General features: G+C 46.4%; 26 protein-coding genes and 1 pseudogene. 12 read left to right on the top strand and 15 right to left on the bottom strand.

Annotated features, from left to right (window positions below; translation table 11 throughout):
* Nucleotides 1–31: 31 nt before the first annotated feature.
* Nucleotides 32–928, top strand: coding sequence for an aldo/keto reductase (locus B3G15_RS03980; protein ID WP_058265034.1), 897 nt, complete (start codon nucleotides 32–34; stop codon nucleotides 926–928).
* 183 nt (nucleotides 929–1,111) lie between these two features.
* Here the strand turns inward: B3G15_RS03980 and B3G15_RS03975 are convergent, their stop codons facing one another.
* The 5 genes from B3G15_RS03975 to B3G15_RS03955 form a co-directional block, all read right to left on the bottom strand.
* On the bottom strand, nucleotides 1,112–1,300 hold the full coding sequence (locus B3G15_RS03975; RefSeq protein ID WP_023467331.1) for a hypothetical protein: 189 nt from the start codon (nucleotides 1,298–1,300) through the stop codon (nucleotides 1,112–1,114).
* Between the two features lie 141 nt (nucleotides 1,301–1,441).
* Nucleotides 1,442–2,092 carry an amino acid ABC transporter permease gene (locus B3G15_RS03970; RefSeq protein WP_023467332.1) on the bottom strand — a complete coding sequence of 217 codons (651 nt, stop codon included), beginning with the start codon at nucleotides 2,090–2,092 and terminating at the stop codon, nucleotides 1,442–1,444.
* Complete coding sequence (locus B3G15_RS03965; RefSeq protein ID WP_047396216.1) at nucleotides 2,089–2,856, bottom strand: transporter substrate-binding domain-containing protein; 768 nt, start codon at nucleotides 2,854–2,856, stop codon at nucleotides 2,089–2,091. Before B3G15_RS03965 ends, B3G15_RS03970 begins: the two co-directional genes overlap by 4 nt.
* A gap of 163 nt (nucleotides 2,857–3,019) precedes the next feature.
* Entirely contained in the window at nucleotides 3,020–4,126 is a 1,107-nt protein-coding gene (locus tag B3G15_RS03960) for an ABC transporter ATP-binding protein (protein ID WP_035409428.1), read from the bottom strand.
* 118 nt (nucleotides 4,127–4,244) lie between these two features.
* Entirely contained in the window at nucleotides 4,245–5,078 is an 834-nt protein-coding gene (locus tag B3G15_RS03955) for a PucR family transcriptional regulator (protein WP_214860894.1), read from the bottom strand.
* A gap of 74 nt (nucleotides 5,079–5,152) precedes the next feature.
* Between B3G15_RS03955 and B3G15_RS03950 the strand changes: the two genes are divergently transcribed.
* Nucleotides 5,153–6,289, top strand: coding sequence for a DUF445 family protein (locus B3G15_RS03950; RefSeq protein ID WP_290715924.1), 1,137 nt, complete (start codon nucleotides 5,153–5,155; stop codon nucleotides 6,287–6,289).
* A gap of 20 nt (nucleotides 6,290–6,309) precedes the next feature.
* Nucleotides 6,310–6,684, top strand: coding sequence for a YlbF family regulator (locus tag B3G15_RS03945; protein ID WP_023467337.1), 375 nt, complete (start codon nucleotides 6,310–6,312; stop codon nucleotides 6,682–6,684).
* Nucleotides 6,685–6,736: 52 nt separating this feature from the next.
* Here B3G15_RS03945 and B3G15_RS03940 read toward each other — a convergent pair whose 3' ends face one another.
* The 3 genes from B3G15_RS03940 to B3G15_RS03930 form a co-directional block, all read right to left on the bottom strand.
* The gene (locus tag B3G15_RS03940) at nucleotides 6,737–6,949 is read right to left on the bottom strand and encodes a YhzD family protein (protein WP_058703678.1); all 213 of its coding nucleotides are present in this window, start codon (nucleotides 6,947–6,949) and stop codon (nucleotides 6,737–6,739) included.
* Between the two features lie 58 nt (nucleotides 6,950–7,007).
* Nucleotides 7,008–8,087 (bottom strand): DNA polymerase IV, encoded by a 1,080-nt coding sequence (gene dinB, locus B3G15_RS03935; protein ID WP_029340930.1) that lies wholly within the window; start codon nucleotides 8,085–8,087, stop codon nucleotides 7,008–7,010.
* A 63-nt stretch (nucleotides 8,088–8,150) separates the two neighbouring features.
* Nucleotides 8,151–9,056 (bottom strand): magnesium transporter CorA family protein, encoded by a 906-nt coding sequence (locus B3G15_RS03930; RefSeq protein WP_023467340.1) that lies wholly within the window; start codon nucleotides 9,054–9,056, stop codon nucleotides 8,151–8,153.
* A 104-nt stretch (nucleotides 9,057–9,160) separates the two neighbouring features.
* On the opposite strand from B3G15_RS03930, the gene B3G15_RS03925 reads away from it, so the two are divergent.
* A complete protein-coding gene (locus B3G15_RS03925; RefSeq protein WP_029340932.1) occupies nucleotides 9,161–10,081 on the top strand; it encodes an HD domain-containing protein in 921 nt (306 codons plus the stop codon).
* A 12-nt stretch (nucleotides 10,082–10,093) separates the two neighbouring features.
* Nucleotides 10,094–11,125 (top strand): NADPH dehydrogenase NamA, encoded by a 1,032-nt coding sequence (gene namA, locus B3G15_RS03920; protein ID WP_290715913.1) that lies wholly within the window; start codon nucleotides 10,094–10,096, stop codon nucleotides 11,123–11,125.
* Between the two features lie 59 nt (nucleotides 11,126–11,184).
* Here the strand turns inward: namA and B3G15_RS03915 are convergent, their stop codons facing one another.
* The 4 genes and pseudogenes from B3G15_RS03915 to B3G15_RS03900 all read right to left on the bottom strand — a co-directional run.
* Entirely contained in the window at nucleotides 11,185–12,102 is a 918-nt protein-coding gene (locus B3G15_RS03915; RefSeq protein ID WP_214860898.1) for a peptidylprolyl isomerase, read from the bottom strand.
* 259 nt (nucleotides 12,103–12,361) lie between these two features.
* Nucleotides 12,362–12,931 carry an HTH-type transcriptional regulator Hpr gene (locus B3G15_RS03910; RefSeq protein ID WP_023467344.1) on the bottom strand — a complete coding sequence of 190 codons (570 nt, stop codon included), beginning with the start codon at nucleotides 12,929–12,931 and terminating at the stop codon, nucleotides 12,362–12,364.
* Nucleotides 12,932–13,014: 83 nt separating this feature from the next.
* Nucleotides 13,015–13,356, bottom strand: a complete 342-nt coding sequence (locus B3G15_RS03905) for a hypothetical protein (protein ID WP_023467345.1) — start codon at nucleotides 13,354–13,356, stop codon at nucleotides 13,015–13,017.
* Nucleotides 13,357–13,470: 114 nt separating this feature from the next.
* Nucleotides 13,471–13,899: pseudogene (locus B3G15_RS03900) on the bottom strand (HIT family protein); the annotation flags it as partial.
* A 126-nt stretch (nucleotides 13,900–14,025) separates the two neighbouring features.
* Between B3G15_RS03900 and B3G15_RS03895 the strand changes: the two are divergent.
* On the top strand, nucleotides 14,026–15,078 hold the full coding sequence (locus B3G15_RS03895; RefSeq protein WP_064300384.1) for a TcaA second domain-containing protein: 1,053 nt from the start codon (nucleotides 14,026–14,028) through the stop codon (nucleotides 15,076–15,078).
* 36 nt (nucleotides 15,079–15,114) lie between these two features.
* Here the strand turns inward: B3G15_RS03895 and B3G15_RS03890 are convergent, their stop codons facing one another.
* Complete coding sequence (locus B3G15_RS03890; RefSeq protein WP_029340936.1) at nucleotides 15,115–15,366, bottom strand: GlsB/YeaQ/YmgE family stress response membrane protein; 252 nt, start codon at nucleotides 15,364–15,366, stop codon at nucleotides 15,115–15,117.
* A 33-nt stretch (nucleotides 15,367–15,399) separates the two neighbouring features.
* Complete coding sequence (locus B3G15_RS03885) at nucleotides 15,400–15,648, bottom strand: GlsB/YeaQ/YmgE family stress response membrane protein (protein WP_023467349.1); 249 nt, start codon at nucleotides 15,646–15,648, stop codon at nucleotides 15,400–15,402.
* A gap of 316 nt (nucleotides 15,649–15,964) precedes the next feature.
* On the opposite strand from B3G15_RS03885, the gene B3G15_RS03880 reads away from it, so the two are divergent.
* Together B3G15_RS03880 and B3G15_RS03875 are read left to right on the top strand one after the other, a co-directional pair.
* Complete coding sequence (locus tag B3G15_RS03880; protein WP_290715900.1) at nucleotides 15,965–16,699, top strand: ABC transporter ATP-binding protein; 735 nt, start codon at nucleotides 15,965–15,967, stop codon at nucleotides 16,697–16,699.
* Nucleotides 16,696–17,832 carry an ABC transporter permease gene (locus B3G15_RS03875; protein WP_290715897.1) on the top strand — a complete coding sequence of 379 codons (1,137 nt, stop codon included), beginning with the start codon at nucleotides 16,696–16,698 and terminating at the stop codon, nucleotides 17,830–17,832. The genes B3G15_RS03880 and B3G15_RS03875 overlap by 4 nt, the downstream gene beginning before the upstream one ends.
* A 60-nt stretch (nucleotides 17,833–17,892) precedes the next feature.
* Here B3G15_RS03875 and B3G15_RS03870 read toward each other — a convergent pair whose 3' ends face one another.
* Complete coding sequence (locus tag B3G15_RS03870) at nucleotides 17,893–19,191, bottom strand: ammonium transporter (RefSeq protein ID WP_290715894.1); 1,299 nt, start codon at nucleotides 19,189–19,191, stop codon at nucleotides 17,893–17,895.
* Between the two features lie 117 nt (nucleotides 19,192–19,308).
* On the opposite strand from B3G15_RS03870, the gene B3G15_RS03865 reads away from it, so the two are divergent.
* From B3G15_RS03865 to hemG, 4 genes are all read left to right on the top strand, one after another.
* Nucleotides 19,309–19,611, top strand: a complete 303-nt coding sequence (locus B3G15_RS03865; protein WP_023467353.1) for a MerR family transcriptional regulator — start codon at nucleotides 19,309–19,311, stop codon at nucleotides 19,609–19,611.
* A gap of 143 nt (nucleotides 19,612–19,754) precedes the next feature.
* Nucleotides 19,755–20,801: a uroporphyrinogen decarboxylase gene (gene hemE / locus B3G15_RS03860; RefSeq protein WP_023467354.1), complete on the top strand. Its 1,047-nt coding sequence runs from the start codon at nucleotides 19,755–19,757 to the stop codon at nucleotides 20,799–20,801.
* Nucleotides 20,798–21,730, top strand: coding sequence for a ferrochelatase (hemH, locus tag B3G15_RS03855; protein ID WP_290715889.1), 933 nt, complete (start codon nucleotides 20,798–20,800; stop codon nucleotides 21,728–21,730). The genes hemE and hemH overlap by 4 nt, the downstream gene beginning before the upstream one ends.
* Entirely contained in the window at nucleotides 21,720–23,129 is a 1,410-nt protein-coding gene (gene hemG / locus B3G15_RS03850) for a protoporphyrinogen oxidase (RefSeq protein ID WP_290715886.1), read from the top strand. The genes hemH and hemG overlap by 11 nt, the downstream gene beginning before the upstream one ends.
* The last annotated feature ends 73 nt before the right edge of the window (nucleotides 23,130–23,202 follow it).

The raw sequence follows: 23,202 nt of genomic DNA, 5'->3' as shown, positions 1-23,202 counted from the left end.
AGAGTTTATACGATAGGGGAGTGGAAGATAGATGGAACGGATTCAACTAACAGAAGATTTATCATTCTCACGCATCATTCACGGCTTATGGCGATTGAATGAATGGGAGATGACGAAAGAAGAGCGGCTTGAATTGATCGAAGCATGTCTTGCTTTAGGAATTACGACGTTTGATCACGCAGATATCTATGGCGATTACACGAATGAACGCTTATTCGGAGAAGCGCTTGCTTTAAAACCGGAGTTACGTGACCGAATGGAGATCGTTACGAAGACGGGCATCAAGATGAAAGGGAATCATTTCTCGGATCAGTCGTTGTCATTCTACGATACGACGAAAGAGCATATCATCAAACAAGTCAACCGTTCTCTTCAAGAACTCGGTGTCGAGTACGTGGATACGTTGTTGATTCACCGTCCAGATCCGTTGATGGACCCGAACGAGATTGCTGAAGCGTTCGTAGAGTTGAAGGACGCAGGAAAGGTACGGACATTCGGTCTCTCGAACCATACACCTGCGCAACAAAGTCTCATTCAGTCGCGCTTACCATTCATGCTCGTGACGAACCAACTCGAGTTGTCGGTTTCGGAACTGAAACATTTCGAGGACGGATCCGTTGATCTCTGTCATGAAAATGAGATGCCGTTGATGGCATGGAGTCCGCTTGCGGGCGGTCGTCTCTTCAAGGACGAGCAATATGCACCGTTACGCGAAAAATTAGCGGAAATCGCAGAGACGATCGGGGCAGAAGAAATCGACGAAGTCGCATATGCATGGTTGCTCAAACATCCAGCACGTATCATGCCAATCGTTGGTTCTGGTAAGATTGAACGCATTGAATCTGCGGTTCGTTCGACGAAATTGTCGTTGACACGCGAACAGTGGTTTGAGATTTTGAAGGCATCACGTGGTCGTGACGTCGATTAATTGATTTTGAGATAGAAGCGGATCAATGCGTAAAATGTCCGTTAGCGAAATAAAGTGAGAGGATCGTTTCCGATATATCATCCGGAAGCGATCCTTTCTTTCGCTTACGTATAGAACATATGTCAAAAAGTAAACAAAAAAAGCCCCATCTCAAGGGGGAGGAGAGATGGGGGATCTATGAGGTTAAGCTTCTAAGCGAAGCATCTCCTGACGATATTTATCTAAACGATCTTTACTTGCTGACATGGCAGCTTGGTCATTGGCTTGAATCGCATCGAAGAGCGTACTGAGCTCATAATCGATTTCGAGACGTAGCACTGGAATTCGCTGCTCTGCATCTTGTCTACGGAAAGCTTCAATTACTTGTTTCATCTCGGCCACGCTCCTTTGTAAGTTGTCAGATAATTCTGATTTTTATTAGTATACTTGATTATTCCCGGATTGCCTAGTGCTAAACCTAAAAAAATCTAAAAAAACACACTTGAAATCCTGACGGTTCCAAGTGTGGAAAATTCATTCTGGAATGCTGAATCGTGCCTCCAAGCGATGTTGAACACTTTGAATGAGCGTTGACATGATCCAGTAAATCGCAGCTGAGAATAGCAGCAACGGCATGACGAGATACGTCGTTGCTGAAATCTGGTCAGAGACATACGTCAATTCTTCGACAGCAACAATCGTACCGAGTGATGTCGATTTGATGATATCGATGACAGAGTTCGAAAGCGGTGGAATCGCCCGAGATAGTGCTTGCGGCAAAATGACATCCTTGAATGTCTTACGGCGCGGAATACCGAGCGAATCAGCGGCTTCCCATTGTCCACGATCGACAGAGGAGATAGCAGCGCGGAACGATTCTGAGATATACGCAGAAAAGTGAAGCGATAAGCCGAAAGCGAGAGCTTGGAATCCAGTCAATTGAAGGACAACGAGACCATTGTATAAGATCAGGATTTGTAACAGCAATGGTGTTCCTCGGAAGAAGGAGACGTATAAACGTGCAAAACCGCTAAAGACGGCAAGACGGCTATCACGCATGACGGCAAGAATCAACCCGAGAATAAGCGCAAAGACGATGGCGAGACCACTTGCTAGAAGGGTCGTACCAATCGCCTTTGCGTAGACGTCCGAGTTATCCCGGACGATCGTCAGTAATTCACTCACTTACTGATATCCTCGTTGAAATACTTCTCACCGATTTTTGCAAGAGTGCCGTCTTCTTGCATCTCAGCGAGTGCTTTATTAAAGTCTTCTGTATACTTGCTGTTTTTCGCCATCATGAAGCCTGATTCGTTCTTATCGAACGTCTCACCGACCGCTTTGACTTTGTAGCCTGCTTTTTTCAGCTCCGTTAAAACGAAGAGACGATCGTTCATAGCAGCATCAACACGACCTGCTTCAAGATCTTTTAAGACTTGGTTCGCACCTTTGTAGTACTTCACTTTCGCGCCAGCTTCTTCAGCCGTTTTGGCATAAAGTGAACCTTGTGTCGAACCGACTGTCTTTCCTTTTAAGTCGTCGAGTGTTTTGATGTCGTTCGTTTTATTGTTGACGATGATCGTTGAACCAGAGACCGTATACGCATCAGAGAAAGCGTATTTTTCTTGGCGCTCAGGCGTGATTCCCATTTGGTTCGCGATGACATCGATTCGTTTTGAATCGAGTGCTGGGATGAGTCCTTTGAAGTCCATCGCTTTGTAATCGACTTTATAGCCGGCACGTTTTGCGACTTCGTTCATGACGTCTACGTCATAACCTGTCAATTTTCCTTTTTCCTTATACGTGAAAGGTGGATACGTTGCTTCTGTACCGACTGTAATGACTTTTGACTCTTTATCAGAACCTGCGTTGTCGTTCGAAGCGCCGCATGCTGCAAGCACCCCCGCTGTCGATAATGCTGCTACAGCTAATTTCAAACCGTGTTTCATAGCGCTCTCTCCTTTATAAATGAATGATTTCAATTCCTAGTTTTCGAATAGGATTAATTTTAAGCTACAAGCAGTATCATACAAAGTTACAGGAACGTCTGTCAATAAAAAAGACTGCCCTTAAAAGGACAGTCTGAAACATCGTAACTGATCGATGATGCGATTAACGGATCGTTGCTTCTGTTGAAGCATCGAAGAAGTGTGCTTTTGTCATATCGAAGAAAAGATCAAGCTGCGATCCCATCTCGACGTGTGAACGAGAATCAACACGTGCCGTGAACGCTTGTTGTCCGACTTTTGAGTAGAGGTAAGACTCTGCACCCATCAATTCGGAGACTTCGATATGTGCTGGGAAGCGGTGTGCTGTTTTCGTGTCTTGGTAGATCAATTCCGCATGGATGTCCTCTGGACGAATTCCGAGGACGAGATCCTTGTTCGTGTAACCGCGATCGCGGAGAACTTTCATTTTTCCTTCTGGTACTTCGAACTTCTCTTCTGTTCCTGAAACGTGGAAGAGACCGTCTTCCGCTAATTTACCTGTCAAGAAGTTCATCGATGGTGAACCGATGAATCCAGCGACGAACATGTTATCTGGGTGATCATAGACTTCTTTCGGCGTACCGACTTGTTGAATGATACCCGCTTTCATGATGACGATTCGTGTCGCAAGCGTCATCGCTTCCGTCTGATCGTGCGTAACGTAAATCGTCGTCGTCTCAAGACGTTTGTGTAGCTGAATGATTTCCTTACGCATTTGTACCCGCAATTTAGCATCTAAGTTCGAGAGCGGCTCATCCATCAAGAAGACTTTAGCATCACGAACGATGGCGCGACCAATCGCTACCCGTTGACGCTGACCACCAGAAAGTGCTTTTGGCTTCCGCTCGAGATATTCTTCAAGACCAAGGATACGAGCTGCGTTATCGACGCGTTGCTTGATTTCATCTTTTGGGAACTTCCGAAGCTTTAATCCGAACGCCATGTTATCGAAGACGTTCATGTGTGGATACAGCGCGTAGTTTTGGAAGACCATCGCGATATCGCGATCTTTTGGCGCTACATCGTTCATGCGTTTACCGTCGATGATGAAATCCCCACCTGAGATTTCTTCAAGCCCAGCAATCATCCGGAGCGTCGTTGATTTACCGCAACCTGATGGTCCGACGAAGACGATGAATTCTTTATCTTTAATGTGAAGGTTGAAGTCATCAACCGCTTTTGCATCACCTGAGTAGATTTTATCGATATGTTCAAGACGAATTTCAGCCATGTGTAGTTCCCCCTAATGTAAATGATGAAATAATAACGCTTACAAGATTTAGTATAAAAGAAGTCAGGGAGTCTGCCTATGGACAACCTGACTAAATGCAAACGTTTTCAATTAGGCATCATGCTACAAGAAGTAAGGTATAGAGGAAAGTAGCACCTTCAAATGAGCGAACATCGATTCCAGTCTGCTCCGTCAACCGGTCGAGTCGATACTGGAGGCTATTTCGATGTAAGAATAGATGTTTTGCTGTCAGAGAGACGTTCAAATTAGCTCGACAAAAAGCAAGAATCGTCTCACGAGACTCTGGCTCGAGGGAACGGATGAACTGATCGACGAGTGTCGCGCGATGCCGGTCATCTAGACTTGCAAGACGGATCATGGCAGGCAAGAAACGTTCGATTTGCATCGAAGGAACGAAAGCAAGCGCTGCTTGTTCAAGTTGGAACTGGACGGCGATATCACCTGCAGCACGTTGTTGACCAAGCAATACCTTACCGTCGAGTACAAAATCAGATTGTAATGCTAAAAATAAATCGGATAGTTCGGACTCGATGACAAACTCTTCGCGTTCAACGACCGTGAAGCGGTGTGTGCTAAAAGGAATAAGGATGCTCGTCTGCGAAAAGAAAGAGGAGAGCAATTGTTGAATTTCTTCACTTGTCCGTTCATCGGTTGGATTGAACAAAAAATGGACAAGTCGGAACGACTGATCTTCGAGGGCATGAGCAGATTGGATACGCTCTCGCCATAAATCGATATCAGACCGCGACGTCGTAATGATGCGTTCAGCGAATACATCAAGCAGTTGTTGTTCGCGGTCAGAGATGGCGGTCGCCTTGATTCCAAAACAGAGTCCATCTTCAAGGCGATATACGCTATACTGTTCCTGGCAATAAACATTCGGATCGGTCGTAAGCTGGTCATTGAATACAGTCATCAGTTGTCGTAACACACGGCATCACTCCTAAATCGTACATAACTATCTCGACTTTATCATAAGTCGAAAATCGGAAGGAATGATAACTTATGTCAGATACGTTTTTACTCGTATTAAAACTTGTTGGAATCATCGTCATTGGGGCCCTGATTGGCGCAGTCACGAATCATCTAGCGATTCGGATGTTATTTCGACCACTTGAACCGAAATACATCGGAAAATTTCGCGTACCCTTTACGCCGGGTCTGATTCCTAAACGGCGGGATGAACTGGCAGCGAATCTCGGACGGACGGTCGTCAAGCATCTTTTGACGCCAGAAGGGATCGGGAAACGTCTCGCATCACCAGCTGTTCGTGGAGCCGTCACGCGGCTTGTCGAACAAGAAGTCATGAAATGGACACGCTCGGAAGAGACGACGGAAGCGTGGATTAGTCGCTTCATCGACGAACCCAAACAACGGATCCAAGGGAAAATCAGTTATCACTTGGAGCAGGAGTTTTCACTCCTCATGGGTAAATGGCGTGAAAAATCCGTACGCGAGTTGATCGGGGAAGCCGGAGAACAAAAAATCGAGGAGGTCATGCCACGACTCGTCACATCCGTATTGCACCAAGCAGAGGAATATTTTGATGGACCAGAAGGACGTCTACAACTCGAGGAAACGGTTGCTCGTTTCATCCAACAGCGTCTCGGAGGTGGGATGTTCGGGATGTTGCTCGCGAACGTCAACGTCGTTGATATGATTCAGCCGGAGCTGAAACGGGTACTTCAATCAGAGTCGACGTCTCAGTTCATCCTTGCCTTATTACGTCAGGAATGGCAAAAGGGACTGGATCGTCCACTGTCGTCTTATATGACAGAAGAGACAGAGTCACGGATTCGACAGACTGTCAAAGAACAAGTCTTGGCGCGTTTACCGATTGAATCGATGCTTGCTACACCATTACGCGTCTGGTTGAATCCACTCGAAGCACAATTACTCGAGCAACATGTCCCTGTCGTCATCGATCATCTATTCGAACGGACGACGAATCAAATCGGGCAAATCTTGCAGACACTCGATCTCGAAACGATTGTTCGAGAAGAGGTCGGTTTGCTGGATACTGCATATCTCGAGGAAATCGTCTTATCGATTTCTAAGCGAGAATTCCGGGCTATCACTTGGCTTGGAGGGTTGTTAGGTGGTTTAATTGGATTGATACAGGCGGGGCTTTATCTCGTCTAAACAAATTGGAGGTTTTACTCATGGCAGAAACAAACTTATACGATCACGCGTACACACTGGAGCGTGCATTACGTGAAACTTCGGAGTACACGACATTAAAAGACTTGTACACGCAAGTTAACGCGGATCCGGAATCAAACGAATTGTTCGCATCGTTCCGTAACATCCAACTTGAATTACAACAAAAACAGATGCAAGGTGAAGAAATCACACCAGACGATATGGCGTCTGCTCAAACAAAGATGCTCGAAGTACAAAACAACCCATTAATCAGTCAGCTGATGCAAGAAGAGCAACGGATGCACACGATGTTGACAGAAGTCACACAAATCATCATGAAGCCGTTAGAAGAACTCTACGCGCCAATGATGGAGCAACAAGACGACGTTCAATAAGTCATCAAAAAGGAAGACGCGCCATTATGGCCGTCTTCCTTTTTTGTATGGCTCAAGATGAAGCAGGAACGATTCGTGGCAAGTAAGCGCGCTCGAAATGAATCAAACGACCTGAACGTGTGACGCGAGCGGCATGATGAGCGTAGCCACTCTCATTGAGACGCCGAATCCCTTCTTCTCGTGCCTGTCCATCTGTGTCTGCTTCAAAAACGTCATCGAGTAACGTTTCACCACGATCTGAAAAGACTGTAATCGTATACTGCATACTTGTTCCTCCCTTGTCTGATCGGTCTTGTATTTAGTATAGTGAATCACCATTCATTTTACAAGCGTAAGTCCAAGTCTTGCCACGTCAACTGTCGCGCAGCGGGAGGAGTAGTCAGGTGACTGACCGTCATACCAATCAAGCGGATCGGTCCGTCGAAGGTGATGCCATTGAAGAGTTTCGTTGTTTCCTCAAGTAATCGTTCTTCGTCCGCCGTCTCTTCTGAAAATGTATGCCGTTTCGAACGTGACTGGAATGTATCGGTCTTCCACTTGATTGTGATTGTTCGGCAGACGAGTTCTTTTTTTTGAAGACTCGCAATGACGGATTTTGATTCTCGAATCAACGTCTCGAATATCGTATCGATATCCTCCGTATCTTCTTCGAAGGTCGTCTCAGAACCGATTGATTTTCGCTCGCGTTCCGGACGAACGGGACGTTCATCGATGCCATGCGCCATTGCATGCAGTTCCGTTCCGCGATCGCGTCCGAGCAATGCTCGTAATTGTTCGACCGGCATTGCTTGGACATCTGCGACGGTTTCAATTCCTTGTTTTCGTAACGCTTGTTCCGTGACTTTTCCGACGCCATGTAAATCTCCAATTTTTAATGGAGACAAGAAACTGAGGACGTCCTCTGGAGGAACGACCGTCAACCCGTTCGGTTTCTCGTATCCGGAAGCGACCTTCGCGACGAGCTTAGAGTTCGAAACACCAGCAGAGGCTGTCAGACCTGTCCGTTCTTTAATTTGCTGAAGAACATATTGCGCGATATAGGTCGCACTTTTTTGATCAAAATAATTTTCCGTGACGTCGAGGTACGCTTCATCAAGCGAGAGAGGCTCGACGAGCGGTGTCACTTCTCGGAAAAGCGCCATAATTTGCGCACTGACAGCCCGGTAGACGTCAAAGCGGGGACGAATGAAGACCGCACGAGGGCAGAGCTGAAAGGCGCGTCGTGACGGCATCGCGCTATGAATCCCGTATTTCCGTGCTTCATAGGAACAGGTCGCTACGACACCGCGTGCATGAGGTGGTCCACCGACGACGACAGGAACACCTTTTAATCGAGGACGATCGCGTTGCTCGACGGAAGCGTAAAAGGCGTCCATGTCAATATGAATGATTTTTCGTTCCATCGGACAAGCGTCTCCTTTCAGTAGATATGATACAATTAGTATAACGAACTTATGTTCTGATATCTATTTTTTTGGTCGACTGTTCTTTGGCATCCGAACAAGAGCGCCTAACCATCCGCGCCAGCGCATCCAGTAGAAGATGCCACCGGTCGAGAGAAAGATCAGTCCTAGGGATAGGGCGTAACCGTATTTCCATTCTAATTCCGGCATGATTTTAAAGTTCATCCCCCAAATCGCACCGAGGGCCATCGTTGGTGTCGCGACGGCAGTAAAGATCGTTAATGCCTTCATGATTTCGTTTCCACGGAAGTTCGAGACGGTCGTCGATAAGTCGAGCAGGACCTCAATGTCTTTTTGATAATGTTCAATGAGCATCAACAGACGACGGACACGTTTCGTAGCTAGTTTCAACGAGAGATCCTCGAGATACGCGTCCTCGTCAAGAAATGATTCTTCGCCAGCCATGACGAGCTCTTGAAACGGAACGATCAAATCGGACCAGTTCTCGATTGTGTCGCGTAACGCGAAGATACTATCGAGCGAATCTTCATTTATACTGCCGCGCAGTTCATCTTGTCTTGAGAATAGTTCCGTCTCAAACTGATCGATACCGGCAAAATACGTGTTCAGCTGTAAAGCAAGAATCGTATAAAAGGCTGCGAATGGATGCGCGGGAGAATAGGGAGCGACCAGGGACACGATTGAATCCGACAATCCGATCGTGATCAGTTTTTCTTTCGTTACATAAAAGCAAATCGAGCGGCGGTCACTTTTGTCGACAGGATTTTGCCAGGTGACGACAGCGCCATAGAGAACCCCTTTTTCCGAGCGGGTGAAGTTCATGTCTTTCGATCGCAGCTGCGTCACCCAGTCCATTTCGGATTGGTCGACGGCAGCCGTCGGAAATGTTTGTTCATAGTCAGCTAAATCGAGATAGCGAGACCAATTAAATTGAGGTTCCAGTTCCATGTTCATGACTCCCATATAGTAGAATGAAATAGTATATGCATTAAGTGTAGTCAATGGAATATAAAAAAGACACCTATTTTACAGATAAAGGACGTGTTTCAAGTATGAAAGGAATTGGTAAATTAGCAGTTGGAGAAACGCTCGATCAACGAGCGATGATCAAGCAAGCGGTCAAAGGAATTGCAGCAAATGGGAAACCATACTTGACGCTCATCTTGACGGATAAGACAGGTGAAATCGAGACGAAGATGTGGGATACGAGTGATCTTGAAAAATATGCGCCGAAGTCGATCGTCCATGCTGCTGGAGAAGTCATGGACTATCGGGGACGGACACAACTCAAGCTCAAACAAATCACGGTCCTAGAGGAGACGAATGTCGAGGACTATGTCCAATCCGCGCCGATTCCGCGAGAGCAGATCGAGACGGAAGTACTCGCGTTCGTAGAATCGATTCAGAACAGTGATATGAAAAAGCTCGTTAAACATTTGATTACTTCACGATTCGACGCCTACTTCACGCATCCGGCAGCGGTCAAGAACCATCATGCTTTTTACTCGGGGCTGTCATACCACGTCCTTTCGATGTTGCGTCTAGCGGATCAAATCGCTCAACTCTATCCGACCTTAAACCGTGACGTGCTAATCAGTGGCATCATTCTGCACGATTATGCGAAAATCAAGGAGTTATCCGATCCGGTTGCACCGGAATATACGTTGCCTGGTAAACTCGTCGGTCATATTACGATGATGGTAGCGGAACTTGAGAAAGTCGGAGCAGAATTACAAATTGACGCAGAAGTACTGACGGTCTTGCAACATCTCGTCTTAAGTCATCACGGACGACCGGAATGGGGTTCTGCCGTCGCACCACAGATGCGCGAGGCAGAAGTCTTGTTCTTGATCGATAACCTTGATGCACGGATGACGATGATGGATCGTCTCCTTGAATATGTCGAGCCAGGACAGTTCTCGGAACGATCATTTGCACTAGATAATCGTGCTTTTTATCGTCCGAAGCTATAAGGGGGAAAAAAGATGAAGACGAAGTTGTTTGATACGGTTCAACTCGGAACGTTGACATTCCGCAATCGGGTCATCATGGCGCCGATGTGTATGTACAGTGCAAAAGAAGATGGACTCGTTACGGATTGGCATGTCACGCACTATGCAACCCGTGCAATGGGTGGTGTCGGTGGTGTCATCTTAGAAGCGAGTGCCGTCACGCCAGACGGTCGTATTTCAGCCGGTGACCTTGGGATTTGGTCAGATGCGCATATCGAAGGACTACAACGGATCGCAGAGCAAGTCAAAGCAGCGGGTGCAAAAGCAGGCATTCAACTGGCCCATGCTGGGCGCAAAAGTACGACGGCAGAACCACCCGTCGCACCGAGTACTTTACCGTTTGATGACACATACGGTCATCCGCGAGCATTAACGCTTGAGGAAATCGCAACGATCAAACAACAGTTCATCGATGCAGCACTACGTGCGGAACGAGCAGGGTACGATTTCATTGAAATTCATGGGGCTCATGGTTATTTATTGAACACGTTCCTCTCTCCGTTATCGAATGTCCGCGAGGATCAATACGGTGGATCGATTGAAAATCGGATGCGCTTGTTGCTAGAGATCATTGATGGGATTCAGGACGTCTCAAAGCTTTCGATTTGGGTTCGGATTTCAGCAGCGGATCACGCAACAGGAGGAATGACGGCAACGGACTATATTCCACTTGCAAAAGAACTAGCCGCACGTAACATCGATCTACTCGATTGCAGTTCAGGGGCTGTCGTCGCCAATGCCGTACCGGAAGTGTATCCAGGCTATCAAGTGAGCTATGCGGAAGAATTGAAACGAGAGACAGGTATCGCCACGGGAGCGGTTGGATTGATCACGACAGCTGCCCATGCAGAAGAAATCGTCCGTAACGGTCGAGCGGATATCGTACTGCTCGCACGTGAGTTACTGCGTCAGCCTTACTGGGTCTATCATGCGGCAGCCGAACTAGGAGACACGGTCGCCTTGCCGAAACAATACGAACGAGCACCGATTCGGACGGTACGCTAACTATTAATCATATGAAAAAACGACACAAAAAAGGAAGCCCCAAAGGCTTCCTTTTTTGATTACTGCTGTTGTTGTTGCATCATCTGTTGTTGCATTTGTTGTTGTTCTTGTTTGTCTAAATCAAAAGCATCCTTGAAGTCTTTGTTTTCGATTTTAACATCGTATTCTTTCATGAGTGAACGGTAGATATCGTTCGGGTTGACTTGTGCTGCTTTTTCTTCAGCAAGTGCTTTTTTGATGCGAGCTTTTTCTTTATCGAGTGTAAAGTCTTTCTTTTCTTTACGATCAACTACTTTGATGATGTGGTAACCGAATTGTGTTTTAATTGGATCGGAGATTTTACCTTCAACGCCATCCTTGAACGCATAATCTTCGAATTCCTTGACCATCTTACCTTTTGTGAAGTATCCAAGATCTCCACCTTTTGCACCGCTACCTGTATCTGTTGATTTCTCTTTTGCGAGTTTCGCGAAGTCCGCGCCGTCATCCAATTGTTTTTTGATGTCTTTTGCTTCTGACTCTTTTGCAACGAGGATATGGCTTGCTTTAACTTCGACTTTTTCTTGGTCAAAACGCTCTTGGATTTCTTTATCTGTTACTTTTGATTTCGCAGATTTTGCTTCCGTTAAGAGCATTTGTGTGCGAAGAACTTTCTCGAATTCTTTTTCATTCTTGATTCCAGCAGATTTCAATGTTGTACTGAACTGCTCTTTATCCGGGAACTGGTCCTTTGTCTTCTTGACTTCTGCTTCGACTTCTTTATCCGTGACTTCTTTGCCGTATTTCTTCTCAAGCAATTTGTTCATCGTTTGCTGGAAGGCGATTTGAGCACCAGCTTTTTCGTATGCTTCTTCTTGGACGTCAGCCTTGTTGACTTCGCCACCTTTGTAATTGATGACGGCTTCGTCATTTGATCCACATGCTGCTAACGTAAATACACTTGCGACTGCTGCTGCGCCTAACAATTTCTTTTTCATACATACACCCCTAATTTACCATTTATTTCAACCGTTTTATCATATCATATTCTCGTCTGGTTGACAGCTGTATCTTGTCATGCCGAGAGATACTTGCTCTTTTCCATGCTATCACATCCAAGTAGCCGGTTGAGGATAATTTTTATGGGAAATTGTGAGGGAAATAACGCTCTTGAGACATAGTAGTAATGTCCTTGTCATGAGGAAAAAAGACCTAAAAAAAGCATTCTAGCTAGAGGCTAAAACGCTTTTAGTAAGGTTATGCTTTTTTGATTGAGTCCATGACTGGATCTTGAGGGCGACGATCTGCTTCTTCTGTGATCATCTTTGATGTCTCAGCGAATATGTCCATGAAGCTGTCGCCATACAAGCGACGTACGATCGCAGAAATGTCCGTTAATTCCGGGAACTTCCCGTACAGTTCCTGAAGAGGAAGTGATGCACGGAAGACACCGTTTTCTTCAGGGCGGAACGCTTGAATCGTCTCAAGCAAGAGTGATTCGCCCTCTGGTGTCAACTGGACGTAGGTATTTCGTTTATCTGTTTCCTTTTTTGAGAACGTCAACAGTCCGCGGTCTTCTAACTTCTTCGAGAAGTTGAACGCCGTCGAGACGTGCATGACACCATACTTCGCAATCTCTGAAATCGAGGCACCGCCTAGCGCGTGCGAAATCCACAAGATATGATGTTCATTGATGTTCAGATCAAAAGGCTTGATCCAATTTTGCCAATCTTTTTCTACCGTTTTCCATAGTGCTTTGCTTAACTGGACAATCTTGTGGCTATACAACAAAGCCTCTTGTCCAGGATATAACTTTTCGTGTTCCATATCTGACTCATCCTTTCGAAAGGTGACAATGGCTCAAACGCGCAAAATGCAAACTATACAAAAACAAATCGAAGCAACGGATCTTACTTTTGTGGAGAAAGCTGGTCTGCTTCCTGTTTCGCTTCATCAGCGAGAGACTGGATCTTCGTGAGCGATGCTTGGACTTCCGTTTGGTATTCCGAGACGCTCTGCATGACTTCTTCTTTGAAGTGCATACCAGACGCTTTTGCTGTCTCTACTAAGTTCTTGCCCTCCTGGGTCAAATCCTGCACATTCGTTACGATTGTAGAATAAGAATTTCGACGTTGATGACCGTTCGAAGAGTCGCTTTTCGTACCTTGGCGAAGCGCCTTCAGACCGTAAAAAGTCACAAGTGTTAGCGTAGCACCAAAAGCGACCCAGTTACGGGCGGGACGCTTCGACATATTGAACCTCCTTTTTAATATTAAAATATTTGTTTCATATTATTTTACCGAAAATCGAATGAAAGAAACCTATTTCGGCAATATTTTTCTAAGAATAGAAGAAAAAGAGCAGACTTAGATGCGAGAAGCGATCGAGTTAGCGAGTTCAGCCAATTCCTCTGCCGTATAATCGTCATTATGAACTTCCCATTTCGCACCGAAACCGTCTTGTTTATCGTGACGCGGAATGAGGTGCAGGTGGAAGTGGGAGACCGATTGACCCGCTACTTTTCCTGTATTCGATAAGAGATTCATGCCAGCTGCCTCTGTCTCTTGTTGAAGCGCACGACTGATTTGCGGGATCGTCGCAAATACGTCTTGTGCTTGTTCAGGAGAAAGATCATACAAATTATCGGCATGTTGTTTTGGGATGATGAGCGTATGTCCTTTCGTCACTTGTGACAAATCGAGGAAGGCGAGAACTTGTTCGTTCTCGAATACGATATGACCAGGGACTTCTTTGCGAGCAATTTTACAGAAGATACATGACTCTTTTTGCATGGAACGTTCACTCCTTTGGGTAAGATAACATTAGTATACGGAAAGTTTCCGACTTCCGCACGATTGACAGTCAAATTGAACCCGATACACTTAGAAACATACAGCTACTGAAGGGAAGGAGCGAACTGCATGGCATCACGAGTAGCCTCGACGGCACAAAAAAAACGAAAACGGCGTCTGCTCGTCGGTAGCGTTATCGTCGTCGGTCTTTTCTTATTCGTTGCCTTTTGGTTTGGGCGTAACATGCAAGAAGCGGCGAAAATGGAGAAAACAGACGAGCGTCTTGCTACCTTGTTAAAGGAAAAGGATCAGCGTGGATTCCAAAAGCTAGTCACGATGAACGATAAGTCACTACCGATGAGTGAGGCGACGCGACTCGTTAACTGGTTGACGGCTGATGCAGAGCGGACGGACCGGGTCATCGCACAAGTCAAACAGGATCAAGACGCAGGTAAGCAAGTGAAGACACATCTGTTTTCGTTACAAGAAGAGGATGGATGGCTTTGGTATGACCGGTACTCTCTCGATGTGAATCCTCAACGGTTAACCGTTTCGAGTGATCTACCGGGAACAAAGGTTTCACTAGATGGAGAAGAAGTCGGGACGATCGATCAGAAATCTCTTGAAGTCAAGCGTTCTCCTGGAGAGTATGATGTTCAAGTAAGTGCGGAACAATCAGGACAGACCGTCCAGGAATCAAAGACTGTACAACTCGGAGATGAACCGAACGCGACAGTCGACTTTAAATTAGCTGATCGGTTCAATACGACCGTTTCGAACGAATATGCAGTCGATATCAAAACGTTACTTGAGACGGAAGTGAAAGCCCGGACTGGAAAAAGTATCGATACGATGACTGGCTATCTTGGACGTTCGCGTGACTCGTTTGAGAATACGTTCGGCACGCCTGATTCGACCGTTGCCAATCGAGCGCGGTACGATGGATATGAAGTAACCTATCAGTCGGGGCAGGTGGAAGAATTGTTAATCCGATTGAATAAGACTCCGGATGAACTTGAAGCCATCGCTGGAAAACCAGAACGAAAGAAGCGAGAGCAAGTCGGTACGGTTTGGGAATATCCGTCTAGTTTTCTCGAAGGTGTGTTCGAATGGTTGAATCTGCGAGCAGAAAAACGTGTCGTCGAGCGAGAAGACGGCATGTGGTTACAATTAAAAGACTAAAAAAAATCCTCGGACAGAACGTCCGAGGATTTTTGGTTATCGTTTATTCACCGCACGGAGAATGAACGATACGATGAGGATAAGAATGATAGCTCCGAGTAAAGCAGGTACGATTGCGAATCCAGCAACCATTGGACCCCAATCTCCGAATAATGCTTGACCAATCAATGCACCAACGAAACCAGCGATGATGTTACCGATAATACCACCTGGAACATCTTTACCTAAAATCAAGCTTGCTAACCAACCAATAATACCACCGACGATTAATGCCCATAAGAATCCCATTTAAAACACTCCTTTTCAATTTAAGATATATGATTACTTACGTACTGCCCGGAGAATAAGTGAGACGATGAAGATCAAGATGACTGCTCCGAGAATAGCCGGAATGACTGCGAAACCAGCGATTTTTGGTCCCATTGAACCAAAGATGGCTTGACCGATCATCGAACCGATGAAACCAGCGATAATGTTACCGATGATGCCACCCGGCACATCTTTCCCGATAATTAAACTTGCGATCCAACCGATGAGACCACCAATGATGAGTGCCCATAAGAAACCCATTTTAAAACATCTCCTCTACATATTAGTTTTACCTGTTTTCAGGCAGTTATAAACACGTGCGAAAATGAAAAAATCTGAAATCGTTCATTCTTTAAATGACTAGACGATTAGACCACTTGATAGAGAATGAATGGACGATTCATTGATTTCACTTTCAATTTACATGTAAATCGTTTTCATATATTGATGTAACGATTACACTTAGAGTAATTACCGAAAAAACAAGTATTAAAACATTATATTTTAAAAAACTAGGCATTACGCTAGAAAAACGAAGCGAGTCTACTTTACGATGAGCCTAAAGGGAGTGGCAAATATGTTATTAGACATTAAAGGTTTGTCTGGGGGATACGGGTCAAAAACCGTTCTGCATGACATCAATATCGAAGTGGATCGGGGTGAACTCGTCGGTCTGATTGGGTTGAACGGTGCCGGAAAATCAACGACGATCAAGCACATACTCGGTCTTTTACCAGTTAAGACGGGATCAGTTCGAATCAATGGAATGGATTTAGCAACGAACGAAACCGAATATCGTCGCCAAGTTGCATATATTCCAGAACAGCCGATGTTATATGAACAACTGACATTACGGGAGCACCTTCGTCTGATGGCGCAAGGATATGACGTCGAAGAAGCGATCGCGACAGAACGCGCGCAACATTACGCTGGACGACTTCGGATGACGAAGCAACTCGAATGGTTTCCAAGTGTCTTCTCAAAAGGAATGAAACAAAAAGCGATGATCTTGTGCGCACTCGTCACAGGGAGTGAGCTGTTGATCGTCGATGAACCGTTCGTTGGACTAGACCCTTTAGCGATTCGTGAGTTACTTCAGATTTTTAGTGAACTGAAACAGGATGGAAAAGGGATCTTAATGTCAACACATATCCTTGAGACAGCCGAGCGTCACTGTAATCGATTCGTGCTCTTACATGAGGGTCACATTGCAGCAGAAGGAACGACAGCTGCTTTACGAGCGCGATATGGACTGCAAGATGGAACGCTGGATGATCTGTACGTTGCCGCAATCGAGGAGGCGGAACGATGAACAGCCAGTCCTTATGGAAGGAACGATACCAGGCGGCGATGACGGAAACAGTGAAATATACACGATATATGGCGAATGGTGGACTGTTATTCACCGTTTACTTCGTTATTTTGTACGGTTTAGTCGTCTACGGTCGTTTCCTCGACCAACTCGATCCATCGCTTCCTGGTCGATTCGTCATGGCAGCCTTATTTCTGATTTTACCGCTCTACCGAACAAGTCGGACGTTTCTCGTCGAAGCGGATCAAGTGTTTCTGTTACCGGTATTAGCGAAGTTATCAGGGTTTATGCAACAAGTACGAGCGTACAATGCGGTCTTTGGTATCATCCGTGCCGTGATTCCGTTTTTAGCTGTCGTTGTTCTCTATGTTCGAACGGAACAGACGACACCACTTGAACTTGTTTTACTTGGGGTAGCGCTTGCTTTGTTCGGAGCGGCTGCGAATTTATCAAAGCTTGAAGGCATCGCCCATCGGACGGTGATGTTATATGCGTTCGGAGCGGCACTACTCGTCATCATCGATATGGCGTGGATGACAATCGTCGTCGCACTTCTCTTAATGGTCGTACTCCATTTGAAGCGTCAGGACCATCTTCCTCTACGCGAATGGATTGCTCTTGAGCAGGAATCGCGCGATCGTTTTTACCGACTAGCAAATTGGTTCGTCGATGTTCCTCATTTGACAGCAACGTATAAACGCCGTCGTCTCTTAAGTAACATGGTCGAGCGGATTCCACATCGAGCGCAAACGACATTCGATTACTTGTATGTCAAACAGTTCATCCGGAGTGGGGACGGGATCGGATTGATAGTTCGTTTGACATTGATTGGGACCGTGTTCATGTGGTTGGCAAATGGCAACGAGTTGTTCGTTGCGCTTGCAATTCCTGCGTTTGCAGGACTGACAAGCTTTCAGCTAGCACCGTTCACGAAGGCAGTGGACCAACACCTATTGACTCGTCTATTACCGTTTGGAAATGCTGTACATGCGAAACAGAAAATCATCCGCTTCGCAGCAATCAGTCAATGTATCGTACTGACACTTATTGGATTCTTTTTAAGCGGATCCATCTATGTCGTTGGTGGGGCAGCCTTGGCGCTTGTGATTGGTGAATACTACGCTCGAAAGTAATAAACAAGAAAGAGCCTACGCGATGAATCCATCGTGTAGGCTCTTGTTCTTTACTAATTATTAATTGACACGTTCGTTTGAGAGGTCTTCTTCTTCAACCATACGTAATTCTTTGCTGACCGGGGCAGGAAGATCGTAAGAAGATTGACCATGTTCTGCAACATCCAGTCCGCGGAGTTCATCTTCGCGTGTGATCCGAAGACCAATCGTAAGGTCGAGAACTTTTAAGAATGCGTAACTTAAGACGCTGACGATGACGACGGCAAAGACGACACCAAGTGCTTGAACGCCGAGTTGCGTAAAACCGCCACCATAGAAGAGACCAGCTTGTCCGATCCCTGTGATTTCAACGAGTCGTGGTGAAGCGAAGAATCCAGTTGCGAGTGTACCCCAGATACCAGCGACGCCATGAACGGAGAAGGCACATAATGGATCATCCACACGGCTTGCGAGAAGAATGCTCGTTCCATATGTGATCACACCAGCGAGGAAACCGATGACGACAGCTGCCCACGGTTCGACGAAGGCACAGGCTGCTGTGATGGCAACGAGTGCAGCTAACACGCCGTTGATGATCGAAGGGATATCTGCGACACGACGGTGCCAGAATGAGATGGCAAGAGCACCGAGGGCACCTGCTGCAGTCGCAAGTAACGTCGTCAAGGCAATGTAACTAAAGAATCCATCGGCAATCGTTAGTGTCGAACCAGCGTTGAAGCCGAACCAACATAACCAGAGGATGAAGGCACCAACGACAGAGTAGATGACGTTGTGTCCGAGTAACGGTGTTTTTTCAGCACCGATTCGTTTCTTGAGCAGTAAAGCGGCAACGAGTGCGGCAATTCCACCTTGCAAGTGAACGACCGTTGATCCAGCGAAGTCTTGCATCCCGAGCGAACCAAGGAATCCACCTGCCCAAACGGAACGTGCGATGATCGGATAGATGATAGCAACGAAAAACGTTCCGAACAACAGGTAGACGGATAATTTAGCACGTTCTGCGAATCCGCCCCAAGCGATCGCGAGGGAGACAGCGACGAATGAGAGTTGGAAGAGGAACTTCACATCAATCGTGATGTTCGACCAATCAAGACTGCTGAATCCTCCTTGTAAGAAGAATCCTTCCGTTCCGATGATGGAATTACCATCACCGAACGTCAATCCGAATCCGATGGCCCAAAAGGCGAGGGCGGCAACTGAGAAGCTGATGATCTGTTTGACAGCGACGTGCCCTGCGTTCTTCGCCCGTAACATTCCTGTTTCTAAAAGTAAGAATCCGATTTGCATCGTAAAGACGAGCAGTGCTGCGAATAAGACATAAAACGTATCGACTGAGATAGCGAGTTGTTCCAGTTTCATTGTCGTTCCTCCTTTATCCATTTAAAGTATGTGTTTACTTTAGACGGAAATACTTTCAAAGAAACGTGTTGTGTCAGAAAATCTGACATGGTATTTTTGTGGAAAGGAGTGACGAAGATGAACTACCGTGAGAAAAAGGTGATGTCGATTGGAATCGTCTGTGAGTTGACCGGATTATCGGAACGTCAGATTCGTTACTATGAAGAACGAAAATTAATCTTTCCAGAACGGACGAACGGAAAGACACGAAAATATTCATTTACGGATGTCGAGCGACTTGTCGAAGTCGCGGAAAAAATTGAAGATGGCTGGCGGACACATGAAATACGTGAAAAAGAACGGAAGGTAACGGAACAGCAACGTTCTGACTTGATCCGTGGTCAATTAAACGCTGCATTCGGTCTTTACAAGAAACAGTGAACATTTCATGAACTGGTAACAGAACTGTCATTTTGTAAACGATTTATTGGCACAGACTTCTTAATTTCAGATATAATGTTTCTGTGTTCACAAACTTATCGTACGTTTTTTTGGGGCGTTAGAACGAGTATAAAGGGGTAGTTATGATGAAGAAATTCAATGATACGTTTTTGCGGGCGATCCGTGGCGAGCAGATTGATCACGTTCCCGTCTGGTACATGCGACAAGCAGGTCGTTATCAAGCGGAATATCGTGAAATCAAGAAGACACGGACGCTTTTCGAGATCACACATGACTCGGAACTAGGCGCATATGTGACAGAACTACCTGTAAAACAATTAGGGGTCGATGCAGCGATTCTGTATAAAGACATCATGACGCCACTTCCATCGATGGGCGTTGACGTCGAAATCAAGAGTGGTATCGGTCCAGTCATCGCGAACCCGATCCGCACGATGGCAGATGTTGAAGCATTACAACCATTTAACCGTGAAGATATTCCATATATCTATGAAACGATTCGTTTGTTACGGGAACGACTCGAAGTACCGTTGATTGGTTTTTCCGGGGCACCATTCACGCTTGCGAGCTATATGATTGAAGGTGGTCCTTCGAAGGGATACCATAAAACGAAAGCATTGATGTATGGACAACCTGAGGTATGGCATGCCTTAATGGAGAAACTAGGTGACATGGTCATCGATTACATCAAATCACAAGTGGATGCAGGAATCCAAGCGTTCCAAATCTTTGATTCATGGGTCGGAACGACGAGCCGGAAAGATTATGTCCGTTACATCAAGCCAACGATGGAACGCATTTTCACAGAATTAAAAGATACAGGCGTGCCGATGATCATGTTCGGCGTAGGAGCGAGTCACTTGGCAGAGGAATGGCACAGTTTACCGTTAGACGTCGTCGGACTTGATTGGCGTTTGTCGATTGACGAAGCACGTGAGCGTGGACTGACGAAACCTGTCCAAGGAAACCTCGACCCGTCTTATCTGTTAGCACCATGGGATATCCTTGAAGCAAAAACGAAGGAAATTCTCGATATGGGAATGAAGCAACCAGGATTTATCTTTAACCTCGGTCACGGCATCTTCCCGGAAGTCGATCCAGAAGTATTGAAACGATTGACTGCATTTATCCATGATTATTCGAAAGAGAAAATGGAGGTAGGAAAATGAAGACGTTAGGACTACTTGTTATGGCGTACGGTACGCCATATAAACCAGAAGATATCGAGCGTTATTATACGCACATTCGTCGCGGACGCAAACCGTCTCCAGAAGCATTGGCAGAGTTAACGGAACGTTACGAAGCCATCGGTGGTGTCTCACCACTCGCACAAGTCACGATTGATCAGGCTGAAGAGCTAAACCGTCAACTGTCTGAGAAATATGCTGGTGAAATCGAGTTCAAACTCTATCTTGGTCTGAAACACATCGAGCCATTCGTTGAGGATGCTGTCGAGCAAATGGCAAAAGACGGCATTACGGAAGCAGTCACAGTCGTTTTAGCACCACACTATTCGACGTTCAGTATCCGTTCATATAACGGTCGTGCGAAGGAAGTCGCGGACCAACACGGTATCCGTCTCGCATCCGTCGAATCGTGGTACAAAGAAGAAGCGTTTCTCGATTGGTGGGGTAAAGAAATTCGCAAGACGTTCGACGCTTTACCAGTATCTGAAGAGAAAGCCGTTCTCGTCGTTTCAGCACACAGTCTACCTGAAAAAATCATTGCAAACGGTGATCCATACCCAGAACAATTGAAGGAAACAGCTGAATTGATCGCGCAACGTGCTGGTGTACCGCATATGATCACAGGCTGGCAATCGGCTGGACAAACGCCAGAACCATGGCTTGGACCAGATGTTCAGGATTTGACACGTGACGTCTACGAAGAAAAAGGATACGAAGCATTCGTCTACGTACCCGTTGGTTTCGTTGCCGATCACCTAGAAGTATTGTTCGATAATGATTACGAGTGTAAAGTCGTCTGCGACGAACTCGGAATTCATTATGCGCGACCTGTCATGCCAAACGCGGATCCAGCTTTCATGAAAGCTGTCACGGAAGCCGTCGCGAAACAGGTGGGTAGTTATGTCCAGTAAACGTCTCGTCATCGTGGGCGGTGGTATATCAGGACTTGCAGCCGCCTATTATGCAGAGAAGCAGTTTCCAGAGATGAACATCACGTTACTCGAGGCAGAGGGTCGTCTCGGTGGTAAGGTGGCGACATATCGGGACGAAGGATTGACGATCGAGCGGGGACCGGATTCATACGTCGCACGGAAACACGTGTTGACGGATCTCATCGAAGAGATTGGATTAGGGGAGCAACTCGTTCGCAATAACACGTCGCAAGCGTATATCTTGGATGCGCGCGGTCTCCACCCGATTCCAAAAGGTGCCGTCATGGGCATCCCGACCGATTTAGAGTTATTCGCAGAGACGTCTCTACTGACGGAAGAAGAAAAGGCAGAGGTGACAGAACGCTTGCTTCACCCTGCTCCTGATTTGACGATTCCGGAAACAGACATTCCATTAGGGGAATACCTGCGTCCGCGTCTTGGAGATGCGCTCGTCGAGAAGTTGATCGAACCGCTTCTTTCAGGCATCTATGCGGGTGATATCGACCGGATGAGTACGTTCGCGACCTACCCGCAATTCGTTGCGAATGAGCAAAAGGCTGGAAGCTTGTTCGAAGGGATGCGCCTCATGCGTCCGCTTGATCAACAACAAGGTCCGACGCTCAAAGCGACAGGTCAATTCCTATCACTTGCTACTGGACTCGAGTCTCTCGTCGAGCGTTTAGAAGAGGTGCTCGAACGGACAGAGATTCGTCTTGAGACACCGCTTCGCTCCATTGAACGGGAAGAAGACGGGCGATATCGTCTCGAAACGGATCATGGTCCAGAATATGCCGATGATATTTTGTTGACGATTCCGCATCGCCAAGTCGTGTCCCTGTTACCAGATGCGACGCTTCCAGGGCTTGCGAACCTTTCAACACACTCGACGGCGACGGTCACGTTGATTTTCGATAAGGAAACTGCGTTACCGATTGATGGAACGGGATTCATCGTCAACCGTCGGGCGCCGTATTCAATTACAGCATGCACGGCGATTGATCAAAAGTGGAATCATGCAGCACCGAATCATACCGTGCTTCGTGCCTTCATCGGACGCCCCGGAAAAGATGCACTCGTTCGTGAATCAGACGAAGTGATTGAACGCGTCGTCTTAGAAGATCTTGAAAACATCTGTGATCGTCCCTTGCAACCGGAACGTGTCGTCATCAGTCGTCTCTTAGACGGCTTACCGGCCTATACGGTAGGACATGCACAGCGGATTCAAGAAGTGCGAGAAATCGTCGCTTCTCATTATCCGCACATTCATTTAGCCGGACTCGCCTATGATGGTGTTGGATTGCCAGACTGTGTAGCAGGTGTCAAAGCGACGCTTGAACAAATGGCGTTACAACAACTGGAACCATGCAAAGAATCATGACACACTTAAACCTTTTTGAAGCTAGCAGTGCTTCAAAAAGGTTTTTTTGTCTTCAGAAGAATGACACGGAAGG

Source organism: Exiguobacterium sp. UBA1053 (assembly GCF_002316465.1).
In the GTDB taxonomy this organism is placed as follows: Bacteria; Bacillota; Bacilli; order Exiguobacteriales; family Exiguobacteriaceae; genus Exiguobacterium_A; species Exiguobacterium_A abrahamii.
The sequence above is the reverse complement of the archived record's forward strand: the minus strand, read 5'-3'. Positions and strand labels throughout refer to the sequence as shown.

Excerpts from the sequence above, each read along its gene's own strand:
- B3G15_RS03980 (WP_058265034.1), top strand. The coding sequence starts at position 32 with ATGGAACGGATTCAACTAACAGAAGATTTATCATTCTCACGCATCATT.
- B3G15_RS03975 (WP_023467331.1), bottom strand. The coding sequence starts at position 1,300 with ATGAAACAAGTAATTGAAGCTTTCCGTAGACAAGATGCAGAGCAGCGA.
- B3G15_RS03965 (WP_047396216.1), bottom strand. The coding sequence starts at position 2,856 with ATGAAACACGGTTTGAAATTAGCTGTAGCAGCATTATCGACAGCGGGG.
- B3G15_RS03960 (WP_035409428.1), bottom strand. The coding sequence starts at position 4,126 with ATGGCTGAAATTCGTCTTGAACATATCGATAAAATCTACTCAGGTGAT.
- B3G15_RS03950 (WP_290715924.1), top strand. The coding sequence starts at position 5,153 with ATGTCAGATACGTTTTTACTCGTATTAAAACTTGTTGGAATCATCGTC.
- B3G15_RS03945 (WP_023467337.1), top strand. The coding sequence starts at position 6,310 with ATGGCAGAAACAAACTTATACGATCACGCGTACACACTGGAGCGTGCA.
- B3G15_RS03940 (WP_058703678.1), bottom strand. The coding sequence starts at position 6,949 with ATGCAGTATACGATTACAGTCTTTTCAGATCGTGGTGAAACGTTACTC.
- dinB (WP_029340930.1), bottom strand. The coding sequence starts at position 8,087 with ATGGAACGAAAAATCATTCATATTGACATGGACGCCTTTTACGCTTCC.
- B3G15_RS03930 (WP_023467340.1), bottom strand. The coding sequence starts at position 9,056 with ATGGAACTGGAACCTCAATTTAATTGGTCTCGCTATCTCGATTTAGCT.
- B3G15_RS03925 (WP_029340932.1), top strand. The coding sequence starts at position 9,161 with ATGAAAGGAATTGGTAAATTAGCAGTTGGAGAAACGCTCGATCAACGA.
- namA (WP_290715913.1), top strand. The coding sequence starts at position 10,094 with ATGAAGACGAAGTTGTTTGATACGGTTCAACTCGGAACGTTGACATTC.
- B3G15_RS03915 (WP_214860898.1), bottom strand. The coding sequence starts at position 12,102 with ATGAAAAAGAAATTGTTAGGCGCAGCAGCAGTCGCAAGTGTATTTACG.
- B3G15_RS03910 (WP_023467344.1), bottom strand. The coding sequence starts at position 12,931 with ATGGAACACGAAAAGTTATATCCTGGACAAGAGGCTTTGTTGTATAGC.
- B3G15_RS03905 (WP_023467345.1), bottom strand. The coding sequence starts at position 13,356 with ATGTCGAAGCGTCCCGCCCGTAACTGGGTCGCTTTTGGTGCTACGCTA.
- B3G15_RS03895 (WP_064300384.1), top strand. The coding sequence starts at position 14,026 with ATGGCATCACGAGTAGCCTCGACGGCACAAAAAAAACGAAAACGGCGT.
- B3G15_RS03890 (WP_029340936.1), bottom strand. The coding sequence starts at position 15,366 with ATGGGATTCTTATGGGCATTAATCGTCGGTGGTATTATTGGTTGGTTA.
- B3G15_RS03885 (WP_023467349.1), bottom strand. The coding sequence starts at position 15,648 with ATGGGTTTCTTATGGGCACTCATCATTGGTGGTCTCATCGGTTGGATC.
- B3G15_RS03880 (WP_290715900.1), top strand. The coding sequence starts at position 15,965 with ATGTTATTAGACATTAAAGGTTTGTCTGGGGGATACGGGTCAAAAACC.
- B3G15_RS03875 (WP_290715897.1), top strand. The coding sequence starts at position 16,696 with ATGAACAGCCAGTCCTTATGGAAGGAACGATACCAGGCGGCGATGACG.
- B3G15_RS03870 (WP_290715894.1), bottom strand. The coding sequence starts at position 19,191 with ATGAAACTGGAACAACTCGCTATCTCAGTCGATACGTTTTATGTCTTA.
- B3G15_RS03865 (WP_023467353.1), top strand. The coding sequence starts at position 19,309 with ATGAACTACCGTGAGAAAAAGGTGATGTCGATTGGAATCGTCTGTGAG.
- hemE (WP_023467354.1), top strand. The coding sequence starts at position 19,755 with ATGATGAAGAAATTCAATGATACGTTTTTGCGGGCGATCCGTGGCGAG.
- hemH (WP_290715889.1), top strand. The coding sequence starts at position 20,798 with ATGAAGACGTTAGGACTACTTGTTATGGCGTACGGTACGCCATATAAA.
- hemG (WP_290715886.1), top strand. The coding sequence starts at position 21,720 with ATGTCCAGTAAACGTCTCGTCATCGTGGGCGGTGGTATATCAGGACTT.